At 58.5% G+C, this 19,519-nt stretch carries 16 protein-coding genes; 4 read left to right on the top strand and 12 right to left on the bottom strand.

Annotation, left to right across the window (positions count from 1 at the left end; translation table 11 throughout):
• Nucleotides 1-103 precede the first annotated feature (103 nt).
• Nucleotides 104-523 (top strand): hypothetical protein, encoded by a 420-nt coding sequence (locus tag KI787_08165; GenBank protein ID MBV6629925.1) that lies wholly within the window; start codon nucleotides 104-106, stop codon nucleotides 521-523.
• 160 nt (nucleotides 524-683) lie between these two features.
• The gene (locus KI787_08160) at nucleotides 684-2,507 is read left to right on the top strand and encodes an acyl-CoA dehydrogenase C-terminal domain-containing protein (protein MBV6629924.1); all 1,824 of its coding nucleotides are present in this window, start codon (nucleotides 684-686) and stop codon (nucleotides 2,505-2,507) included.
• 95 nt (nucleotides 2,508-2,602) lie between these two features.
• Here the strand turns inward: KI787_08160 and KI787_08155 are convergent, their stop codons facing one another.
• A complete protein-coding gene (locus KI787_08155) occupies nucleotides 2,603-2,761 on the bottom strand; it encodes a hypothetical protein (GenBank protein MBV6629923.1) in 159 nt (52 codons plus the stop codon).
• Between the two features lie 203 nt (nucleotides 2,762-2,964).
• Nucleotides 2,965-3,453, bottom strand: a complete 489-nt coding sequence (locus KI787_08150) for a hypothetical protein (protein ID MBV6629922.1) — start codon at nucleotides 3,451-3,453, stop codon at nucleotides 2,965-2,967.
• A gap of 382 nt (nucleotides 3,454-3,835) precedes the next feature.
• Between KI787_08150 and KI787_08145 the strand changes: the two genes are divergently transcribed.
• Entirely contained in the window at nucleotides 3,836-4,408 is a 573-nt protein-coding gene (locus tag KI787_08145; GenBank protein MBV6629921.1) for a hypothetical protein, read from the top strand.
• Between the two features lie 221 nt (nucleotides 4,409-4,629).
• On the opposite strand, the gene KI787_08140 is transcribed toward KI787_08145, so the two are convergent.
• On the bottom strand, nucleotides 4,630-5,118 hold the full coding sequence (locus KI787_08140; protein MBV6629920.1) for a glutathione peroxidase: 489 nt from the start codon (nucleotides 5,116-5,118) through the stop codon (nucleotides 4,630-4,632).
• A gap of 181 nt (nucleotides 5,119-5,299) precedes the next feature.
• Between KI787_08140 and KI787_08135 the strand changes: the two genes are divergently transcribed.
• Nucleotides 5,300-5,935, top strand: coding sequence for a lysoplasmalogenase (locus KI787_08135; GenBank protein MBV6629919.1), 636 nt, complete (start codon nucleotides 5,300-5,302; stop codon nucleotides 5,933-5,935).
• 12 nt (nucleotides 5,936-5,947) lie between these two features.
• On the opposite strand, the gene KI787_08130 is transcribed toward KI787_08135, so the two are convergent.
• From KI787_08130 to ald, 9 genes are all read right to left on the bottom strand, one after another.
• Nucleotides 5,948-6,727 (bottom strand): glycosyltransferase family 4 protein, encoded by a 780-nt coding sequence (locus KI787_08130; GenBank protein ID MBV6629918.1) that lies wholly within the window; start codon nucleotides 6,725-6,727, stop codon nucleotides 5,948-5,950.
• 285 nt (nucleotides 6,728-7,012) lie between these two features.
• Nucleotides 7,013-7,927 carry a ParB/RepB/Spo0J family partition protein gene (locus KI787_08125; protein MBV6629917.1) on the bottom strand — a complete coding sequence of 305 codons (915 nt, stop codon included), beginning with the start codon at nucleotides 7,925-7,927 and terminating at the stop codon, nucleotides 7,013-7,015.
• Nucleotides 7,924-8,694: a ParA family protein gene (locus KI787_08120; GenBank protein MBV6629916.1), complete on the bottom strand. Its 771-nt coding sequence runs from the start codon at nucleotides 8,692-8,694 to the stop codon at nucleotides 7,924-7,926. Before KI787_08120 ends, KI787_08125 begins: the two co-directional genes overlap by 4 nt.
• The gene (gene rsmG / locus KI787_08115; GenBank protein MBV6629915.1) at nucleotides 8,691-9,356 is read right to left on the bottom strand and encodes a 16S rRNA (guanine(527)-N(7))-methyltransferase RsmG; all 666 of its coding nucleotides are present in this window, start codon (nucleotides 9,354-9,356) and stop codon (nucleotides 8,691-8,693) included. The genes KI787_08120 and rsmG overlap by 4 nt, the downstream gene beginning before the upstream one ends.
• Entirely contained in the window at nucleotides 9,349-11,022 is a 1,674-nt protein-coding gene (locus KI787_08110) for an AMP-binding protein (protein ID MBV6629914.1), read from the bottom strand. The genes rsmG and KI787_08110 overlap by 8 nt, the downstream gene beginning before the upstream one ends.
• Nucleotides 11,023-11,077: 55 nt before the next feature.
• Nucleotides 11,078-12,583 (bottom strand): DUF3336 domain-containing protein, encoded by a 1,506-nt coding sequence (locus KI787_08105; GenBank protein MBV6629913.1) that lies wholly within the window; start codon nucleotides 12,581-12,583, stop codon nucleotides 11,078-11,080.
• Nucleotides 12,584-12,716: 133 nt separating this feature from the next.
• Entirely contained in the window at nucleotides 12,717-14,582 is a 1,866-nt protein-coding gene (locus KI787_08100; protein ID MBV6629912.1) for a LysM peptidoglycan-binding domain-containing protein, read from the bottom strand.
• A 333-nt stretch (nucleotides 14,583-14,915) separates the two neighbouring features.
• A complete protein-coding gene (locus tag KI787_08095; GenBank protein ID MBV6629911.1) occupies nucleotides 14,916-18,179 on the bottom strand; it encodes a hypothetical protein in 3,264 nt (1,087 codons plus the stop codon).
• 179 nt (nucleotides 18,180-18,358) lie between these two features.
• Complete coding sequence (gene ald, locus KI787_08090) at nucleotides 18,359-19,462, bottom strand: alanine dehydrogenase (GenBank protein MBV6629910.1); 1,104 nt, start codon at nucleotides 19,460-19,462, stop codon at nucleotides 18,359-18,361.
• Between the last annotated feature and the right edge of the window lie 57 nt (nucleotides 19,463-19,519).

The following is a 19,519-nucleotide window of genomic DNA, read 5'->3' as shown; positions in this document are numbered from 1 at the left end:
CCTGTGTCAGAGAATGGCGTGGCAGCCAACCCAGCCCAGCCCAGCCCCCGGACGAAGTCTGCCAAACTTCATCCCAACAGATTTGGACACAGGAGCCACACAGATGGCACAAAAAGGCTTTGGTTGGAGTAGTTTTGGCGCACGCTGGATTTTTGCCGTACTGCTCGTGGTACTCACCTGGAACCCCACCGGGCCCTCTTGGACGCACTGGGCTCTGGGCGAACTGCGCAACTTTGATGCCGTTAAGGCACTAACTGGCGTTGCTCTCATTGCAGGCTGGACCATTTACCTGAGGGCGACCTGGCGCTCGCTTGGCCCGATTGGTGTCTTTTTGGTTGCGGCCCTGTTTGGTTGCTTGGTGTGGCTACTCTTCGACTTAGGCTGGCTTAAACGTGACTCGGTCCAAGCCATCGCCTGGGTGGCGGAAATTGGTGTCGCAACCCTCATGGCCGTCGGCATGAGCTGGTCGCATGTCCGTCGCCGGCTGAGTGGCCAGGTGGACGCTGACGATGTTGATGAATAGTTCTACTTAGCGGGGAGGTCTGCCCTTCCTCGCGCAAAAGAGGTACGATGCAGTTCCTGTTGAACACCTGTTCACATTGAGGCCACCTCCTTGAGGGTGACCATTCGCGACGTCATGCCCCACCGGCGACGTTGGGATTTGCTTTGAAGGGACAACACCCATGCATCAATACAAAGCGCCTTTGCGCGACATGAAATTCCTCTTGCACGAGGTTTTTGACTACGACAAGCACTACGCGGAGCTGCCTGGCGGTGAAGAATTCACCCCCGACATCGTCGATGCCGTGCTGGAAGAAATGGCGCGCTTTTGCGAGTCTGAGATCGCCCCGCTGAACCAAAGCGGTGACGAAGAAGGCTGCAAACTCGAAGACGGCAAAGTCACTACGCCTAAAGGCTTTAAAGAGGCTTACCAAGAGTTCAAAGAGGCCGGTTGGCCATCATTGTCCCACCCACCCGAATACGGTGGCCAGGGCATGCCCATGTCTTTGGGCCTGATCAAGCACGAGATCATTGCCACCGCGAACTGGTCGTGGAGCATGTACCCAGGCCTGTCCATCGGCGCCATGAACACCTTGTTCTTGCATGGCACCGAGGAGCAAAAAGACCTTTACCTGAAACCACTGGTGAGCGGCGAATGGATGGGCACCATGTGCCTGACCGAATCGCACTGCGGCACCGACCTGGGGCAAATGAAAACCCGCGCCGAACCACAGGCTGACGGCACCTACAAACTGACCGGAACCAAGATTTTTATCTCCTCCGGTGACCACGACATGACCGACAACATCGTGCATATCGTGCTGGCGCGCCTCCCCGATGCCCCTCCAGGCATCAAGGGCATTAGCCTGTTCATCGTGCCCAAAGTGCATGTGAATGCCGACGGCAGCCTGGGCGAGCCCAACAACGTCAGCGTGGGCTCCCTAGAAAAGAAAATGGGCATCAAAGCGTCCGCCACCTGCGTAATGAACTTTGATGGCGCTACCGCCTACATGCTGGGCAAGCCCAACAAGGGCATGGAAGCCATGTTCACCTTCATGAACACGGCCCGCATCGGCACCGGCATCCAGGGCATTGCACATACCGAGCTCTCCTTCCAGGGTGCTTTGGCCTATGCCAAAGATCGTCGCTCCATGCGCTCTCTCTCTGGCAAAAAAGAGCCCGAAAAACCAGCCGATGCATTGATTTACCACGCCGATGTACGGCGCATGCTGCTCACCCAAAAAGCCATCGCCGAAGGTGGCCGGGCCATGCTCTACTTCGCTGCCAAATACGCCGACAAAATGGTCAGTGGCGACGAAGAAGCCTGGAAAATCTTCGATGACAAGCTGGGCTTCTTGACCCCAATCATCAAAGGCTTCTTGACCGAGCTGGGCTATGAAGCGGCGAACCACGGCATGCAGGTCTTCGGTGGCCATGGCTACATTCACGAATGGGGCATGGAGCAAATCGTGCGTGATGCGCGTATTGCCACCCTGTACGAAGGCACCACCGGCATCCAGGCTCTGGACCTGCTGGGCCGCAAGGTCATCATCATGTCCCGCGGCAAGGCCGTGCCTGAGTTCACCGGCGAAATTCTGAAGTTCTGTGCTGCGCATAACCCAGTTACCGGCTCGCGGCGGCGCCGCGTTCTGCGCCGCTATGTGACGGCGCTGTCGTCGCTGGCAGTGAAGTGGAACTGGCTCACAGGCCGCGTGCTACTCAACGCGCGTAACGATCGCGATGCCGTCGGCGCCGCTGCCTACGACTTCCTAATGTTCTCGGGTTACGTGACGATGGGCTACTTCTGGGCCCAGATCTTGGAAAAGGCCTACGAGAAGCTGGAGCAAGGCGGCAATGAGCCCGCCGAGTTCTACAAGGCCAAGATTCGCACCGCCGAGTTCTATCTGGAGCGCATTCTGCCGCGCAACGAAGCCCATGCCGAAGCTATTTCTGCTGGCCCTCGCTCGACCATGAGCCTGGACAAGGATCACTTCGTCTTCGATTAAGTCTGCTGGCAACAACGGCCCACACAGATGTGCTGGAGTCTATGCATCAGCTTTGCCCCCGTCGGATGAACACCGGCGGGGGCTTTTTTCTTGACTCAGCAGCCACGGGAATAAAAACACGCGGTGGGCTGTGCGCCGGCAGCCCAGACCGAATCCCAATCCGACCCCGCCACCTGCGGCTCGGTTCCCTCACGGCCAACGCGGAAGACCGCAGCTGGTGGCAGCCAGATCAGACCATCCCGTGCGCGAGTCACAATTAGTCCATCGCCCCTGAAGCAGCTCAGGATGGGGAAAAAGTGCCCAGCCTGATCGGGATACAGCCCGCCAAAGCTATTGCTTCCGCATCCTCGAAATACTCCGCCGAACCTTTCTGAGCACAGCGGCAGGCTTGGCGCGGCGTCTAAGCCAGGGGCATCACAGTTACGCCGAGAATCGAGCCCCGCATTGAGTCGCAGCGTCAACGTTTGCGGGCAACCAAAGCCACGCCCACCAGGCATAACACCATTGCAAGCGGACTAAAGAAGATTGGGCCAATAATGAACTCCAGACCGTGTGGGAAGCCCGGGTAGACGCGCTGCGGCAAATAGATATCCCAGAAGCTCCAGTTCACCCACAGTTGTATGAGTGCCAGCCCTCCCAGAGCAGCCACGCCATAGTGAAACAGATTGGCCGCAGGTCGGTACCGGCTCAAGACCCACAAAACAATACCCAGGGCCAGCAAGGGCAAAAGAGCTGGAATGGCGCTGAGGGCGGGGTTATGCCGGGGCTGGGTGAGTTGCACTGCCAACGCTTGTGCGGATTCTCCTAAACCCATTCCATTGCGCACACCGCAAACAAAGAAACTTAAGAGCGGAATGACGAAGGTGAGTAATAGGCCTAGTGCAAGCACCTTGCCTATGCAGAGCCATGGGCCTTCCTGTGCTGGTTTTAACAAGCTTGTAGACATGATGAAGGCCCTCCAGAGATCGGCTTAGGTCACCAGATTAGACACAAAATGCTCAAGTCCATACCTCATCAAAACCAGTGCTAGCACCGACCAGCAATGCGCAGTCGGCGACTCGTGAGATGAGATAGGCGTGCGCTCAAAAGCCGACCGGTGGAGCCGGAAGCTGTTGAGCGACTCGCGAGCACAGGAACTTGCACGCAGTAGGTACAAAGAGTTCTATGACCTAAAAGGCATTTACTGTGAGGGCTGAATGTAAAGTGCGCAGTTTCACGCGTGGCCCTTCAGACCTTGCATCTGTGAATCCGAAGCGTATGCTGCAAAGCCTTAGGCCATTCTTAGGTGCCTAAAGCGCAGTCACTTTGCAAGAACGGGGACCATAGTGATGAGATTTTTCAGCCCATTAATCGCGATCGCCTTGATGGCCACCGGCATCGCAGACGCCGCGCCAAAAGATGAGGCGGCACAGACCTTTAAGCAAGTGATTGAGCTACTGGATGCTGGAGATCTGCCTGGGGCCTTGGACGAAGCCCGCTTCGGCGTGCAGCAGCTGGAAGCTGCCAGTCAAGATTTGGAGACCGCGCACTTCAAAGATGAGGTCATGGGATACGCAGGCGGCGATCTCGATAAAAACAACGCGATGGGTATGCGTATTACCGAACGTAGCTACACCAAGGACGGCAACACCATTACCGTCACACGTATGGCTGGATCTGCTCAGGGCGCCATGGCGGGCTTGGGCATGCTGGCGCAAATGGGCGCCATGGGCGGAGGGCGTCCCGTACGCGTCGATGGCCGTAAGGGCACGCTAGTTGAAGACGGCGGGAATACCAACTTGTTCATCAATATGAACAGTGGCGGCTCGCTAAGCTTCGAGTCAGACGATGTTGATGGTGACACCGTCATCAACTTCGCCAAAGAATTCCCGATTAAAGAATTGGACGAAGCTGGAGCCTAGCGAGCCCCACCAGCCTTGACGGACTCGTCATGCATTGAGGCGCTCAGCGTTCAGCAGGGCGCCTAAATAGAGTCGCCATGAGGACTTCGAACCAGATCGTGACCAAGCCAAGTTGATTGAGCTATTCGGCAATGCGACCTTGAGCCTTCACACAGCGCATTCATGGGGCAATTCGGTCTCAACTTTTCCCCAATGGGCACTGCCCAGCGTCAAGCCTGAACTCAGGCCTTTTCAGCCAACAAGGGCTCGATATCCTTGGCCAGGCTTTCGGGCTTGTCCACAGAGCCGTAACGGCCTACAACTTCTCCATTGCGGTTGACCAAAAACTTGGTGAAATTCCATTTGATGCCCTCGCTTCCAAGCAAGCCCTTTTGGCTGGACTTGAGCTCCTGATAGAGCGGGTGTGCTTCCGGCCCGTTGACTTTGACTTTGCTGAACATGGGAAAACTCACGTCATAAGTCAGGCTGCAGAACGATTGAATTTCTTCTTCACTGCCCGGCTCTTGGCTGCCGAATTGGTTGCAAGGAAAACCAAGCACCGCTAGGCCCTGATCTGCATATTTTTTGTGCAGTTCTTCCAAGCCTTTGTACTGCGGAGTAAAGCCGCACTTACTGGCGACGTTCACGATGAGCAGCACTTGGCCGCGAAATTCCTCAAGCGTGGTGTCCCGGCCGTCAATGGTGGTCACCGCGTGCTCGTAAATGCTCATAGGCTCGTTCCTCAAGTGTGTAGCCCCATCTTACGGGCTTTGGCGCATACTTGGATGCTAAAGCGCCTTGGGCCTTAGGGAACTGCTAGTCTTCGCCGCTAGGTATCATTGGGCGCGCGAATCCATGATGGAATGCGCCATCACCGGATAAACAGATCTGGGGACCGCGCGGGGAGAGTACGTGACTGGAATTTTGATCAGTATTTGCGCCATGGGCACCCTGCTGACATTGGCCGCAGACCATTACCAACGCAAGCACTGGGAGTGGTTGGGAAAGCCCATGGCTGCGCTCAGCTTTATTTTCGCCGGGCTGCATTTCGGAGCCTTGGACAGCCATTACGGGCAATGGATTCTTGGCGGACTGATTCTGGGAGCTGTAGGCGACGTGCTGCTGATTCCACCAGGTACCGGCAAAGCCTTCCTCGGCGGCATGCTCGCCTTCGCCTTGGGCCACGGCCTCTATGTGGTGGGATTCGCGCAGTGGCCACTCAATCTTGAGGTGATGCTCGCGGCCACCCTTGGTATGGCCTTATTTGCAGCGGGTGTACTGCGCTGGCTGATGCCTCATGTGGGGCCGGATTTTCGCCTGCCTGTAGTGGTTTATCTGCTCATCATTAGTGCCATGGTCGTGGTGGCCGTAGCCGCAGTATGGGCCGGCGCCAACCCACTCATACTGCTGGGCGCATTGGCCTTTGCCCTGTCCGACATTTCCGTTGCGCGGCATAACTTTGTACGTGCCACCCCCATCAACCGTCTCTGGGGCCTGCCCTTGTATTTTGCCTCGCAGTTCATTATCGCTGCCTCGGTGCAGCCCTGAACGGATCGAGGGTTACCGTGACATTACATGCGCGTAAGTCTCAAGAGTTTCTCGAGCAACATCTCTCCATGTCCGGCTCCGAATGTCTGCTTGGGCCGATTCCGACACCCGTCCTTCAGTAGCCATCAATGCCCTAATTCCACTCGCCAAGCTTGATATGTCGTACGGATCTGCAAGAATCGCGTGGCCCGCAGCCGCCTCTTCAGTCGCCACACCTCGACTTGTGAGAACTGGCGTGCCACATGCCAAAGCCTCTCTGACTGGCAACCCATAACCTTCGAAGGTTGAGGGGAAGCAAAAACCCTGCGCGGCCGTTAATAGCGCCGGCAAAAGCCGCTGGGGTACATAGTTTAGGAAGCGCACTTGCTCAGAGGAGCCTAGTTCCGCGATCAGCTGACGCAGTACTCGCAGTTGATCCGGCTTTTGCTTCCCAGCAATCACCAAGGGCATGGAAGCGTCAGCCTCGGCATGCGCCTGCAGGAGTCGGTGCAGGTTTTTGTTCGGGCGCCCCTGCCCCATAAAAAGCAAAAATTGCTCGGGAAGACCATACTTTCGACGGACTTCAAACACCGCTTCCTCAGACGCAGGCTGAAACTCGGGATCCACTGCCAGGGGTATGACACTACTGCGATCTTGCGCGCCTGGCACTAGATCACACAGATGGCGGTGCGTGAAATGGCTGACACAAATGACGTGATCGGATCGAGTGACATACTCCAGCCTCGCCGCCTTTTCCGCTGCGGCAAGGTTCTCATGATCCCTTAGGGCGTACAGGTCATGCACGGTCGCCACCTCATATTGAGATCGCCAACGCGGGAAAATGCAATTCGTTGTATGCCATAACAACGGCGGCTGCCGCGGCGCTGAGGCGCCGTACCAGTGCCCCTTAAGGTGCGGCGAACGAAGATACCACCGATAACTGCGACGCAACGGATACCAGAACGCTGCTTCCTCATTGCTGTTCAGCTCGCCGATCGAGGTTCCCAAACATTCTATGTAGCGCGCGACACCCGCCGGATGAGCGCGCAACAACGCCCCAGCCTCAATGGCTATTCCAGGTCTAGCAGACATCGCGGCTCAAGAGCCCAGCAAGCGCGCGAAGATGGTGTCTAACTGATCGTCCGAAGAATAATCAATGACGATTTTCCCGCCGCCATTCGCCACAGGCTTCAATGCCACCTTGGCGCGCAGACGCTCTGCAAGCCGATCACGCTGCACTAGACTGCGGTCATCGAGCTTGGCCGGAGCCGGCCGCCCAGGAGTCGGGAGAGCCGGCTGGGACAGTCGCCTCACCAGCCCTTCTGTCTCGCGCACCGACAAGCGGTCTTGTTGAATCTGCGCCGCAAGCGCTTCTTGATCAGCCGCATCCAATGCCAGCAGGGCTCGGCCATGACCCATTTCAATCAACCCATGACGCAATAGGTCTTGCACCGGCTCGGCCAAGTTCAGTAAGCGCAGCATGTTGCTGACCGACGCTCGGGAACGCCCCACGGCTTCTGCACATTGCTCATGGGTAAGACCCACTTCGGAAATCAACCGCGCCAGGGCATTGGCTTCGTCGATGGGGTTAAGCCCCTCACGCTGAATGTTCTCAATGAGGCCAATGGCCAGTACGGCTCGATCCTCGAGCGAACGCACCAGAGCGGGGATGGTTTTGAGCCCCGCCAAGCGAGCCGCCCGCCAGCGCCGCTCGCCGGCGATAATCTCGAAGCGGTTCGCGCGTGTTGGCAGCGGGCGCGCCACGATGGGCTGCACCACACCTTGAGCTTTGATCGACGCTGCCAGTTCCTCCAGGGCACCGCTGTCCATCACCTTACGCGGCTGCAGTGCTCCTGGCTGTAACTGATCCAACTCTAGCTCTACCACTTCTTCGGTGGCCGCCAGGTCGGTTTTAGGTGCGCTGCTGTCTTCAGCCTGCGGTTTCACCAAATTGAGGCTGTCTCCCAGCAGGGCATCCAGGCCCTTACCTAAGCCTTTGCGACTCTTACTCATGCTTGTTTTGCTTCTCGTCTAGACAGCTCACCGGCCAGGGCAATGTAGGCTTTAGCGCCGGTCGAGCGCGGGTCATAGGCCAACACCGGCTCGCCATGACTAGGCGCTTCCGCCAAGCGCACATTCCGTGGGATTACCGTACGCAGCAATGCATCATCAAAATGCTTGCTTAATTCCAAGGACACTTGCCGCGATAGATTGCTGCGGGGGTCATACATCGTGCGAAGAATGCCAGCGATCTGCAAGCGCGGATTCACACTTTGTCGAATCTGGCCAATCGTCCGCACCAAACTGGATAGACCCTCCAGTGCGTAATACTCGCACTGCATTGGAATCAGCACACCATCGGCCGCTGCCAATGCATTCACGGTGAGCATAGACAGCGAAGGAGGACAGTCCAATACGACCACGTCGTAGTCCTCGCGCACACTGTTGAGCTGCCGGGCGAGTACACCACTCGCCTGATCTTGCTGCTTCAGGTGCACTTCGGCTGCGGTCAGGGTGTCGTTAGCACCGAGCACCCACAGAGACTGGGTTTCACTGGCCTGGACAGCATCAGCCATGGCGCATTCGTCGCTCAGGACCTCGCAAGCTCCATTCTCCAATGCGTGCTTATCCACACCCACACCCATCGTGGCATTGCCTTGGGCGTCAAGGTCGATCAACAGCACGCGTCGGCGCATCGCAGCAAGGGCGGCAGCCAAATTAACACTCGTGGTGGTTTTGCCCACGCCACCTTTTTGGTTGGCAATGGCATAAATCTTCATGCAGCCGGTTCCATCTGTAGAGGCTTAGCAGGCGACTCTGCCGCCCGCTGCAAGACAACAACCGAGCGCTGTGCAGACAGACCCGGTACTTGCAAGGGGCAAATTGTATAGCGCCACATGCTCTCGTCGAGCGCACTCAGCTCCTCTTCGACCCCGGGCCCCTTCAGCGCCAGCATCCGTCCACCCGGCGCCAAACGCGCCTCAACCAGCTCCAGCATGCAGGTAAGGCCAGCGAAGGCCCGGCATGTGAGGTAGGGAAATTGCTGCGGTACATCCTCAATTCGGGCATGGATAGCGCGAAAATTGCGCAAGCCCAGCAATCGAGCCACATGGTTTTGGAAGGCCACTTTGCGCGTGCGGGCATCCACACTGGTGACCTCCAGCTGAGGATCGAACAAAGCCCAAATCAGGCCCGGCAAACCGGCTCCACTACCGATATCACACACCGCGCCCAGAGGCTGGCGTGGCAGAGCCGCCAAGCTATCCAGAATATGCTTGGGCACCACCTCCTCCGGCGCGGTGATCGCCGTGAGATTAGTTTGCCGGTTCCAGCGCAGCAGCTCCTCTACATAAGTCTGTAGAGCCTGCAGGTGCCATGGCTCAGCAGGACGTTGCAGCTGTAGCAAACCCTCCTTGAGGGCTTGCAAGGCAGCATTATTCACCCAGCGTAGGGTCGAGGCGTTGAACGGCCTCGGTCTGAGCTTGGCGCGCCTCGATAAGGGGCAAGTACACCTCTTCCACCTTATCCCGGCGCACTTTCAGCGTGGGCGTGACCATGCCGTTGTCAGGTGTCCACTCGTCGGCGCAGACAAAGAGATGCGCAACACGCTCATGTGCTTCCAGTTCTGGGTTGATCTCTTCCAGGGTTTGCACAAGGTCGGCGCGTGTTTCCTCCCAGGGCCGCGCTGCCGCCTCGGGGCTCAGCACCAACACTGCGATGGGCTGTTTCATCCCCGACCCCATCACGCAGATCAAATCGATGCTGCTGTTCCGGCCAAAGGCACCTTCAATAGGTGCCGGAGCCACATATTTGCCCTTGAGCGTTTTGAAGATTTCCTTCACCCGCCCGGTGATGTAGAGGTGACCGTCGGCATCTACATGCCCCTTGTCGCCGGTGCGCAGCCAGCCATCGTCGAGGGTTTCGGCGGTTTTTTCGGGGTTTTTGTAATAACCCATCATGGTCGCCGGACCGCGGGTGAGGATTTCACCGCTGTCGTCGATGCGAATCTCACATCCGGGCATGGCCTCGCCCACCGAGCCGGGCTTCAAGCGCCCTGGGCGAGTCGCGGTAGCGTAGGCCAAATTCTCGCTCATGCCATAGCCCTGGAGGATGGGAATTCCCAGCCGCGAGAACCAGTTCTGCACCTCTAGGGGTAAAGGGGCCGCTCCAGAAATGGCCTGCCGAACCCGGTGCATCCCCAAGGCCTTGCGAATTTTACGCTTGATCAGGCCGCCCAGAAGCGGAATGGACAACAGGCGATCCAGCTTATGTTGAGGCATTTTCGCCAGCACACCCGCACGCAGCTTGTTCCACACCACGGGAACAGCAAAGAAACGGGTTGGCGCCACTTCTTGTAGCTGTTCGGCAAAGCGGTCAATGCTTTCTATAAAGCTGATTGACCCACCGCTATACAAACTCATTCCTTCCACAATGCCGCGCTCGGCAATATGGGCCAGGGGCAAATACGAAAAGAAGACCTCGTCCGGCTGCATGTTAAAGGCTGCAACGGCGTTGCTCGCCGCAAACGCCGAGGCGCCGTGACTCAGGGCAACGCCCTTGGGCTTGCCCGTGGTGCCAGAGGTGTACACCAAAGTCCACAACTCGTCCAAAGCCGGCTTGGGCTCGCCTTGCAAAGGCTCGTGCGCGGCCAGCAGCTCAGCCCAGGCATGTTGCGCCGCTGGCGCGTCGGCATAGGGCAAGCTGATTGTGATGAGCCCCTCCGGAATCCCGGCCACAATCCCGTCTTGGCCGAGGATGGGCCCCAGGAAGATAGCTTTGGCTTCGGAGTGCTCCAACACATACCGTACGGCATCCGTTGCTTGCTTGGGATAAATCCCCACGCTGACTAAACCCGCCGCCGTAATCGCCTGATCGGCCATGACCCAATGCGCAGAGTTACGCGCCGCAATGGCAACTTTATCCCCAGCCTGCAGGCCCAGAGCTTGCAGTGCCGCTGCCATACGCCGAACCTGGTCGCCGACCTCAGCCCAAGTGTAGTCACGGTACTCGCCCGGCCCTTGGGGTTGGCGTAGGTATACCTTTGTGGGTGCCGTCCGCTCCCAATGATAAAAGCGTTCTGTTGGTGTGCTCAGTTGCGCATTGCTCACGATATTCCTCTCCCCAAGGGTCTTCGGCGGCCAAGAATACCCAATGCGTAGCTTTTTAGCCGCGCCGCCCGCCGGCTTGGACCATCGGAATCACATTCCTACCCTGCCCTGGACGGGTCACACCGCGGTCTTTGAGGCGTTGCAGGCAGGCCTCAAAAGTGCGACTAATCACCGTGGTATTGCGAATGCGCTCAATCGATGGCCAGGTACGCCGCTCACCCTCGCGAATGAAGCGCTGAATATCCGCATCTGAGGGGTTAGCCATAACCTGGAGCAGTTTCTTGGCCGGCTGCTTGGGGAAAATGGTGATGTCCCCGCTGTAGCGCTGGTTCGTGATCGCATGCAGCTTTTCCACAACGCGGCCCAAGCCCTCTGGGTCCATGTGGTCGCGCGCGGTTTCCATCACATGCTTGCTGTACACCTGGAAGCTGGAGCGCGCCAGCTCTGCTGCGAAGGCCCCTACTCCGCGCCCCCGTGCATGCCGCTTACGCTCGGAACGCATGAACGGAACCACATGAGGATTGGTTTGGCTGACGATGTAGTGGTTGACGTTGTGTAAACGGGCCAAACGCAACATGGGCAAGTCAGCGCGCAATGACCCGTCCTGCCATTTCTGGCTGGGCATATAGCCAATCGTGTCGCCAGCGTAACTTTTCGCCAGCAGACTCACGGCAGGGAAAACACCGGGAATAGAACAGCTCGCCAGAGACGCGCGGCGCATCAATACATTAGGCGCGGTCAGGTAGTTCAGCAGGCGGCCTTGCTGGTGGGAGTCCACCGGCGAGACCGTAATTCCCACAATGCGGCGGGTACGCTCGAAGGCTTCTTCAAAGGTGTATTCGCCCATATTGGCTGCCAAACAGGATTCCAGCTGCACCGGGTCCATAAATGCTTTGCGTTTCCAGGCCGTGCGCAAATCCACCGATCGCCACGCCTCTAGGAATAGGGCTCCGGGATCAAAGGCTTCATCAAGCTCGGCGTCCGTACGAGTCCCAATTGCCCCCGCAATAATGGAACCAGCAGAGGATCCCGTGAGCACCCTGGGCAGTAAGCTTTCCCCCCACAGCGCCTTAATGACGCCGAGGTGGAACATGCCCAGGGTCGCGCCACCAGAGAGCATCATGGCGCTACGGCCAAATGCCGAACCCGTACGCTTAAAGAAGAGGACCTTAGCGTGCTCGGAAAAGTCCTCAAAATCGTTGTCGCAAAGATAGTTCAGACAAATCGCGACTTCGTGGAGGTAGCTCTCGAGCAAGATTTTGGTGCCACTACGCGCATGCATGTACAGGCGCGGATTGGCGATGTTGCCCAAGTTCCCGTGCAACCCTTCGTGAAGCACGTAAACCAACTCGCGAACACGATGTTCCTCGCGTAGCCGGCGTAATTCTTCCAGCCGTGCCCGAATCAGCCGGTAGTCATATTCGCTGGAGCGGTCGTCATGGCGCCAATCGGCCATGCCATCACGCTCATCGAGCTCTGCACCTATGGCGAGCCAAGTTTTGTAGTCAGACGCGTTGCGCCAGTCTCGCTCGAGTTGTTTGAACCGTTTTCCAGGGGCCATATGGCGTCTTTTGCTACTGAAGTTATCCCCTGCAAGCATACCGAATGCCGCGAGCGCTGCCTGAAGCGAAGAGACGATGGGGCCCTCCCGCAGAGCTGGACGGCTCCACGTCGAAGGCTGTAAGAGCAAAACTCTAGCGGCTGGGGATCGATAACCACTGCCCTGAGCGAATTTGATTGGGATTGGAAATCTTGTTGTGGCGCACGAGGCTGCGAGTGCTCAAACCATACTGTCGGGCAATGCCCTCCAGGGTTTGGCCAGGCCGAATCCGGTGCCGTGTAGCGGCCAGGGCTTGAGCATCGTCGGCATCCGCCACGATCCGCAGTTTTTGCCCCAGGCGCACCAGATCAGCATCGCGCAGATTATTGTCACGCTTGATCTGCGCCACACTCGTGCCATAGCGCTGCGCAATGCCGCTAAGCGTGTCGCCCAAGCGCACCCGGTAGTCCACCACCCGCGTGCGCGAGCCGCTTTGAATTCGCAGGCGCTGGCCCGCCTGCAATCGATTCGCGCTACCAATGTTGTTGTCGGCCATGAGGGTGCTCACGCTGGTGCCATAGCGCCGCGCGATCTCCCAGAGTGTTTCCCCACGCTGAACCCGGTGATATCTCGGGGGCGCAGCAGCTTCTCGGCTGCCCGTGGGAATGCGCAGCAATTGGCCGACGCGAATAAACGAGGCCGAACGAAGATTGTTGGCACGCATAATCGCGGCGGTGGAGGTTCCGTAACGGCGGGCAATCACACTCAGCGCATCGCCCCGACGAACTTTATAGGTGGCGAAGTAGGAGCGTTGCCGACTGTGGCGCAAGCCAGATGGCAGATTGCTAATTGCGCGTGCCATGGCAACACCACGCCCGGCAGGCATACGAATCACCTGCCCTTCGGGCACGTACAGGCCGTCTTCGCGCACAGCCCTGGAGAAGGAGGGGTTGTAGAAGCGGAACTGCTGCTGATCCAGACCAGAAATGCGCTCCAAAGTAGACCAGGCGATGAACGCAGGCGTTGTCACTTCATCGAAGCGAATCGGCTCCGCTCGCGCAATGGGTCCAAAGATCTGCGTCGCAGCCTGCTCCGACTCTAGCGCCGCCAAAAACGACACGTAGAAGTTCTTGGCCGCAAAGCCCCAACGTGGCCCATCCCATTCGTCGATGAATTCCACCAAGGACAGAAAACCCGTTTCCTCGCGCGCGCGCGCCAAACCATTCCGCCCATAGTTATAAGCGGTCACCGCTAAAGGCCAATCTTGGAGTAAGGCATAGTCGTCGCTCAGATGCCCAGCCGCGGCATGCGTAGAAAACCACGGGTCCCGGCGTTGATCGGCAACCTCGTCGTAACGCATGTACATGCGGGCGCTACCGGGCATGAACTGCCAGATGCCCGCCGCCCCCGAGCGCGAGTACGCCTGCAGATTGAAACTAGACTCTACAAAGGGCAGTCGCGACAGCAAGCGCGGCAAGCCTTTTTCGGCAAAGACCTGCTCAATGTAGGGCAGAAATTGCCCCGAATCCTGCAGCGCCTGAGCAAAGGTCTCGCGGAGTCCACGTTGGGCGCGCACCCATTCGGCCGCACGCTCAGCCTTGGCGGTGAGATCGCCAGGCAACGGCCTCAGCAATAAAGCCAGACGACGGGCCTCAGCGCTTCGCTCCGCAGCCGGTAGCGTGCTGGCAAGCTCCAATAGCGCTGTTCGCAGCCGTTCCTTCTCCTGTTCCACCTGCTGCCGCCTAAAGGCGCGGTACAGGTCTTCGTCGTCGAACTGTGCTGCGGCGTCACTCAAGTCCAGTACTTTGTAGATCACATTGAGGTGATCCGGATGATGAAAAACCACCTGGTGAATGCTGTACCGGGTGTAGATGGACTTCCAAAAATCCACGGCAATGCGCAGCTGCGGAGGACGGGGAAAGGGGTCATCCGGAACTTGCGCCGAAGCGCAAACCGACCACATCAACAAGCCACCCATGAGGGCCAGTAGAAATCTGAGCCATCGTCCTGCGTTTTTCATGCGGCGATTCTAGCCCGCGCAGCCGCAGTGCCGCACAACAACCCTTCCCCGAAAAAGGCTCGTCGCGGTCTAGCCGAAGCTTTGGCAGGGTCGTCTATTTGAGGGTGCACACCCGCACTCGGCAGAAGTCGCACTCAAGCCAACCGGGCTTGACGGACGCACCCTCGGCGCTAGGCTCGCTGGCCTGAGGCTCGCTGCGGAAGACCATCGTGTCACGCCGGCCAGATCTTGCGTAAGGCGCCGCAGGAACCCTGCGCAGCAAAAAAAAAACGGGAGCCGAAGCTCCCGTTTTCATCTGGCGTGACTTCTACGGTCACGCTGCGTACTGAGGGCTTAGTGCCGCGTGCGACGCGCGCGTAAGCCAAGCAGAATCAGCATCAGCAATGCCCCACCACCCAGGGCGCCACCCTTGGATCCCAGGGACCGTGCGGGTGCCTCGCTGCCGGTGCTTACACGCTCGGCAAACTCGTACAACTTGACGCCACGACCGAAGGTCCCGGCAAAAAGCTTGCGGTCATCGCCAGGTTGGATCACCAACTGGTTCACCGGCACGTTCTCCAGGTCGCCTAACGGAGCCCATTCGCTGCCGTTCAGGTCCGACGAGATGAACACACCCAGGTCGGTGCCCACGATCAGCTGATTACCACGCTTGACGATGGTAGTCACCGGTGTGTTGGGCAGGTTGCCGGAAATATCGACAAAGCTTTCACCGGCATCCAGAGATTTGAACACGTGCCCGTCGCCGAGGTTCTCGGTTTCATCCAAATAGCCGCCGGGTTGAATCCAGCGTGCGGTGGAGTAGCCACCCAGGGTTACATACACCTCTTCCGGGTTTTGCGCGTCCATTTCAATGCCGTGGATGAAGCGATTCGGTAGCCCCGCCATGCTGGCCTGGTGCCAGCCTTCGGAGGTGCCCTTACGCGGAGCAGCATCGCCGCCAACATTGGTGGCCAAACCACGCTGGAAGGGCGTGCTACCAGCCAAGTTGGAACAAGGACCACACCAGCCGGTGTAGATGTTGGCACCTTGGACATCAATCGCCCGGTAGCGCACCACATGCTCGGCGCCGGTTGCTTCGTCCACGCCCAAGTCGAAGAGCTCAATCCAGCTGGCGCCGGTGGATGCATCTAGGGTCGAAGCCACTTTGGAGCCCACGGCCACCAAGTGATTGGCGTCCTCAGGGTCCATCATGAAGGGCCCCAGGAACTGGCCCGAACCGATTTCCGCATCCGGAGCGATGTTGGTATGCGAACGCCCGCCGTTAGTAGTCCGGTTAATGTTCACACCCGGCGTTTGCACATAGGCCACCGCGGAGTTGTCCGGATCCACCGCCGTCCAGACGCCGTCACCCACGTAGGTACGGATTTGGCGGCCGGTGCCTGGCTCAATAAAGCCCGAGGCGTTGTCCTGCAAGCCGTAGTACAACTTGCCGTCCTTGGCCACGCTGATGCCGTAGTTCATCAGCGTGTAAAAGCCTTGGTTGGCGCCGTCGCCCCACTTGGAGTTATCGAAGTCGTCGGTAATGGGGTTGCCGGAGTACTGCTTGTATACACCGCCATCACCACCGGCAATCAGCCATACACCACCGCGCTGAGGATCCGGAATGAAGATGCCGTCATGCTGGTCGGGGTGAGTGGTGGTGCCGTTGATGAAGCCGTCATAGAAGGGGCAAACCGGCGCAGGAGGACCGATGTTCCCAATCAGGAAGGCACAGGTTTCTCCGGCGAAGTAAGTACCAAAGACTTCAAAGTCGAAGGCCGGCAGCTGCTCAGCCACACCCAACACTGGCACCAGGCTGCTTGCAGCCAAATCATTCAGCGCGGCGTTTAAGCCAACTTCGTCCGCAATACTGTCCACCAAATCATCGACCACAGGCGCTGGCGGCAGACCAGAGAGCGTATTTTTCCAGATCTCTTCCATCCCAAAGGCCACCCGCGTAGGTGCGTTCAGGACCAGGTCAGTTTGCGTGGGGTCGGGCTGAATCCAAAGGTCATACCAGGCCTGGATACCCGCGCTGATACCCAATGCCACCACCGCCGACAGCGAGGACCCATTGACCACCGAGGTATAGGCCAGCTGAATATCGTCCGCCAGACGTGTCCAGGAGCTACCGAAGTCGGTTGAGACGTACACGCCGTTAATGGAGGTCGGGCTGAATCCGCCAGCCAATGTCTCGCAGATAAAGCGCGGATCACCATCTGGGAATTGTTCGCACTCCAGGGGCAGTGAAGGAGACTCTTCATCCAACGGAATGTCCAGAACCGGAATGCCGCCATTCAGCAACACGGCATCCTGCACGATGGCGTACACGATGTTGTGATCCTGCTCAGGGCCAATAACCGGCCCCAATTCGATGCGCCCAATACGTTCTTGCGGAGCAAAACCGATAGGAGGAATACCACCCAATGCTGGAATAGCCGGGCTGTCCACACGCACAAAGGTGCCAGGCTCCCCGGTTTGCGAGCGATACAGGCCATTACCTGGTGCTTGTGGCGTGCCGTCGGCATAAGTCGCTGTATTACCACCGCGGTAACCCACTGCGGCTAACACGGCACAACCCTCCGGCGCGCACTCGACGAAGCCCAGACCGGCTGTGTTGACGCCGCCAGGCTCTTGGACAACCACATCGGAAATCACATTGGCCAGCTGACAGGGGCCGCTCGCCTCTTCATTGCCTGCGCACTCTTCCGAGACCGGCAAATTGACATTGACGTAGGACTCGCCGCCATCAATGGAACGGTACAAGCCACGGTGCGTGGCCGCGTAAACGATGTTGGGGTTGGCTTGGTCCACAGCGAGGGTGCTGGCACCAACGCCTTCGGGCAGGCCGGCGGATTCATTCCAGGTCGCGCCCAGATCATCCGACCAGTAGCCACCCAAGCCCACGTAGGTGTTACCGCCCTGCACCATCTCGCCGGTCAGCGCCAGCAGGCGGCCGCCTTGCCAGGTGGTCCAGGCCACAGCCGAGGCAATGGTGGTGGGCATGTTCTTGCCAAGATCCACCCAGAAGTCGGCCAGAGTGCCCACATCGCCGTCGACCGCTTCGCTCATCCAGATACCACCGGTACCCACGGCCGCAAACAGACGCATGTTGGCTTCATCGTAGGCAAAGTCATCAACACGACCCGCCACCGACGGAATCCCGTCGCGGGAACCGTCAACAAACTCCTGTAGGGAAATCTGCGGGCCTTTGCCGTAGTTGCTCCAGACGCCATCCGCATTCGCGACTTTGCTCTGCAGCGACTTCATCTGCGCTTTTTGCTTCACAGCCGCTTTGAGAGCACCCGGCGGGATCTGCTCGACCCCTTGATTGCGTGCCGCCAGAGATTCGTCGATCTCCGCCATAGACTCGGGCAGTCTGTTGTAGGCACAGGCCTGCTCGCCATACTCAGCGCGAATGCGCTCGACCTGAGCTGCAGGAAGATTGGGGTTAAATTCGCGGGCATAGGCCACCGGGTCCATCAAGTGATAACCGGGGGGACAATCTTCCGCGCTCAGCTGCGCTACGGTGGTTGGCTCGGCTTGAAAAGCCTGCCAACCCAGCACGGCCGCCGTCGCCGTCAGTGCAGTGACGGCAACTAGGCTTTGCGTTTTCATTTGGTAAATACTCCACTCCAAGGGGGAACACGCGACAGCCTCATGCGGCCGCATGTCGAACCCAGGAGCATAAACCGTGCCGGCCTTGGGTAACAGTGGCAATTTTCTGCCCCCGCCGCCAGCACACCGTCACATAGGCCTTAAAGCCAGCGTTTTGACGGCACTGAAAACCCCATCAATTACACGAACTCTTTGAGTGGCTGATCCAGCGCCTGCGCCACAACCGCATTCGCAATGTGTCCAGCGTGAACATTGAGGCCCTGGGCCAAATGCTTGTCATCGGCCATGGCCCGTTGCCAGCCTTTGTTCGCCAAGGCCAAAACGAATGGCAGGGTGGCGTTGTTCAGCGCAAAAGTCGAGGTTCGCGCCACAGCGCCTGGCATGTTCGCCACGCAGTAATGCACCACATCGTCCACCACATACACCGGGTCAGCATGCGTCGTGGGCTTGGAGGTAGCGAAGCAGCCGCCCTGGTCGATGGCCACGTCGACCAAAACCGAGCCGGGCTTCATCGCGGACACCAACTCACGAGTCACAAGCTTCGGCGCAGCCGCGCCGGGCACGAGCACGGCGCCCACCACCAGATCGGCCTGAGTGACGTATTGCTCGATGGCATCGGTGGTGGAGTAAATGGTGTTGAGCATGGGGCCGAACTGCATATCCAGCTCGTTTAACCGGCGCAAGCTGCGGTCCAATACGGTCACCGATGCTTCCATTCCCATAGCCATCCGCGCAGCGTTGGTGCCCACCACACCGCCACCGATGATCACCACTTTGGCAGCTGCTACCCCGGCAACGCCGCCCAGCAACATCCCGCGGCCTCCTTGGTACATCTCCAACGAGTGCGCACCGGCCTGGATGCTCATGCGGCCTGCGACCTCGCTCATGGGGCTGAGCAGAGGCAGACCACCAAAATTATCGGTGACCGTTTCATAGGCAATGGCCGTACAACCCGACGCCATCAAACCCTTGGCTTGCTCCGGGTCGGGGGCCAAGTGCAAATAGGTGAAGAGGATTTGATCCTCACGGAGCATTTCCCACTCCGCCTTTTGCGGCTCCTTGACCTTGATAATCATCTCGGCGCGGGCAAATACTTCAGCCGCATTAGCCGCGATCTCGGCTCCGGCCGCAATATAGTCTTCGTCGGTCAAGCCAATCGCCAAGCCAGCACCGGTTTCGACCACCGCCGTGTGGCCGGCGAGAACCGCTTCGCGAACGCTGGCCGGAGTGAGGCCAACACGGTATTCGTGATTTTTTATTTCTTTGGGGACGCCAATCAGCATCATTTTTCTCCAGGGCCCAGGGGCAAGCGCGGCATTATCGCTTACTCCATCCCCCCA

This window comes from Oceanococcus sp. HetDA_MAG_MS8, from assembly GCA_019192445.1.
Taxonomy (GTDB): Bacteria; Pseudomonadota; Gammaproteobacteria; order Nevskiales; family Oceanococcaceae; genus MS8.
This window is presented reverse-complemented; position numbering and strand designations above follow the sequence as displayed.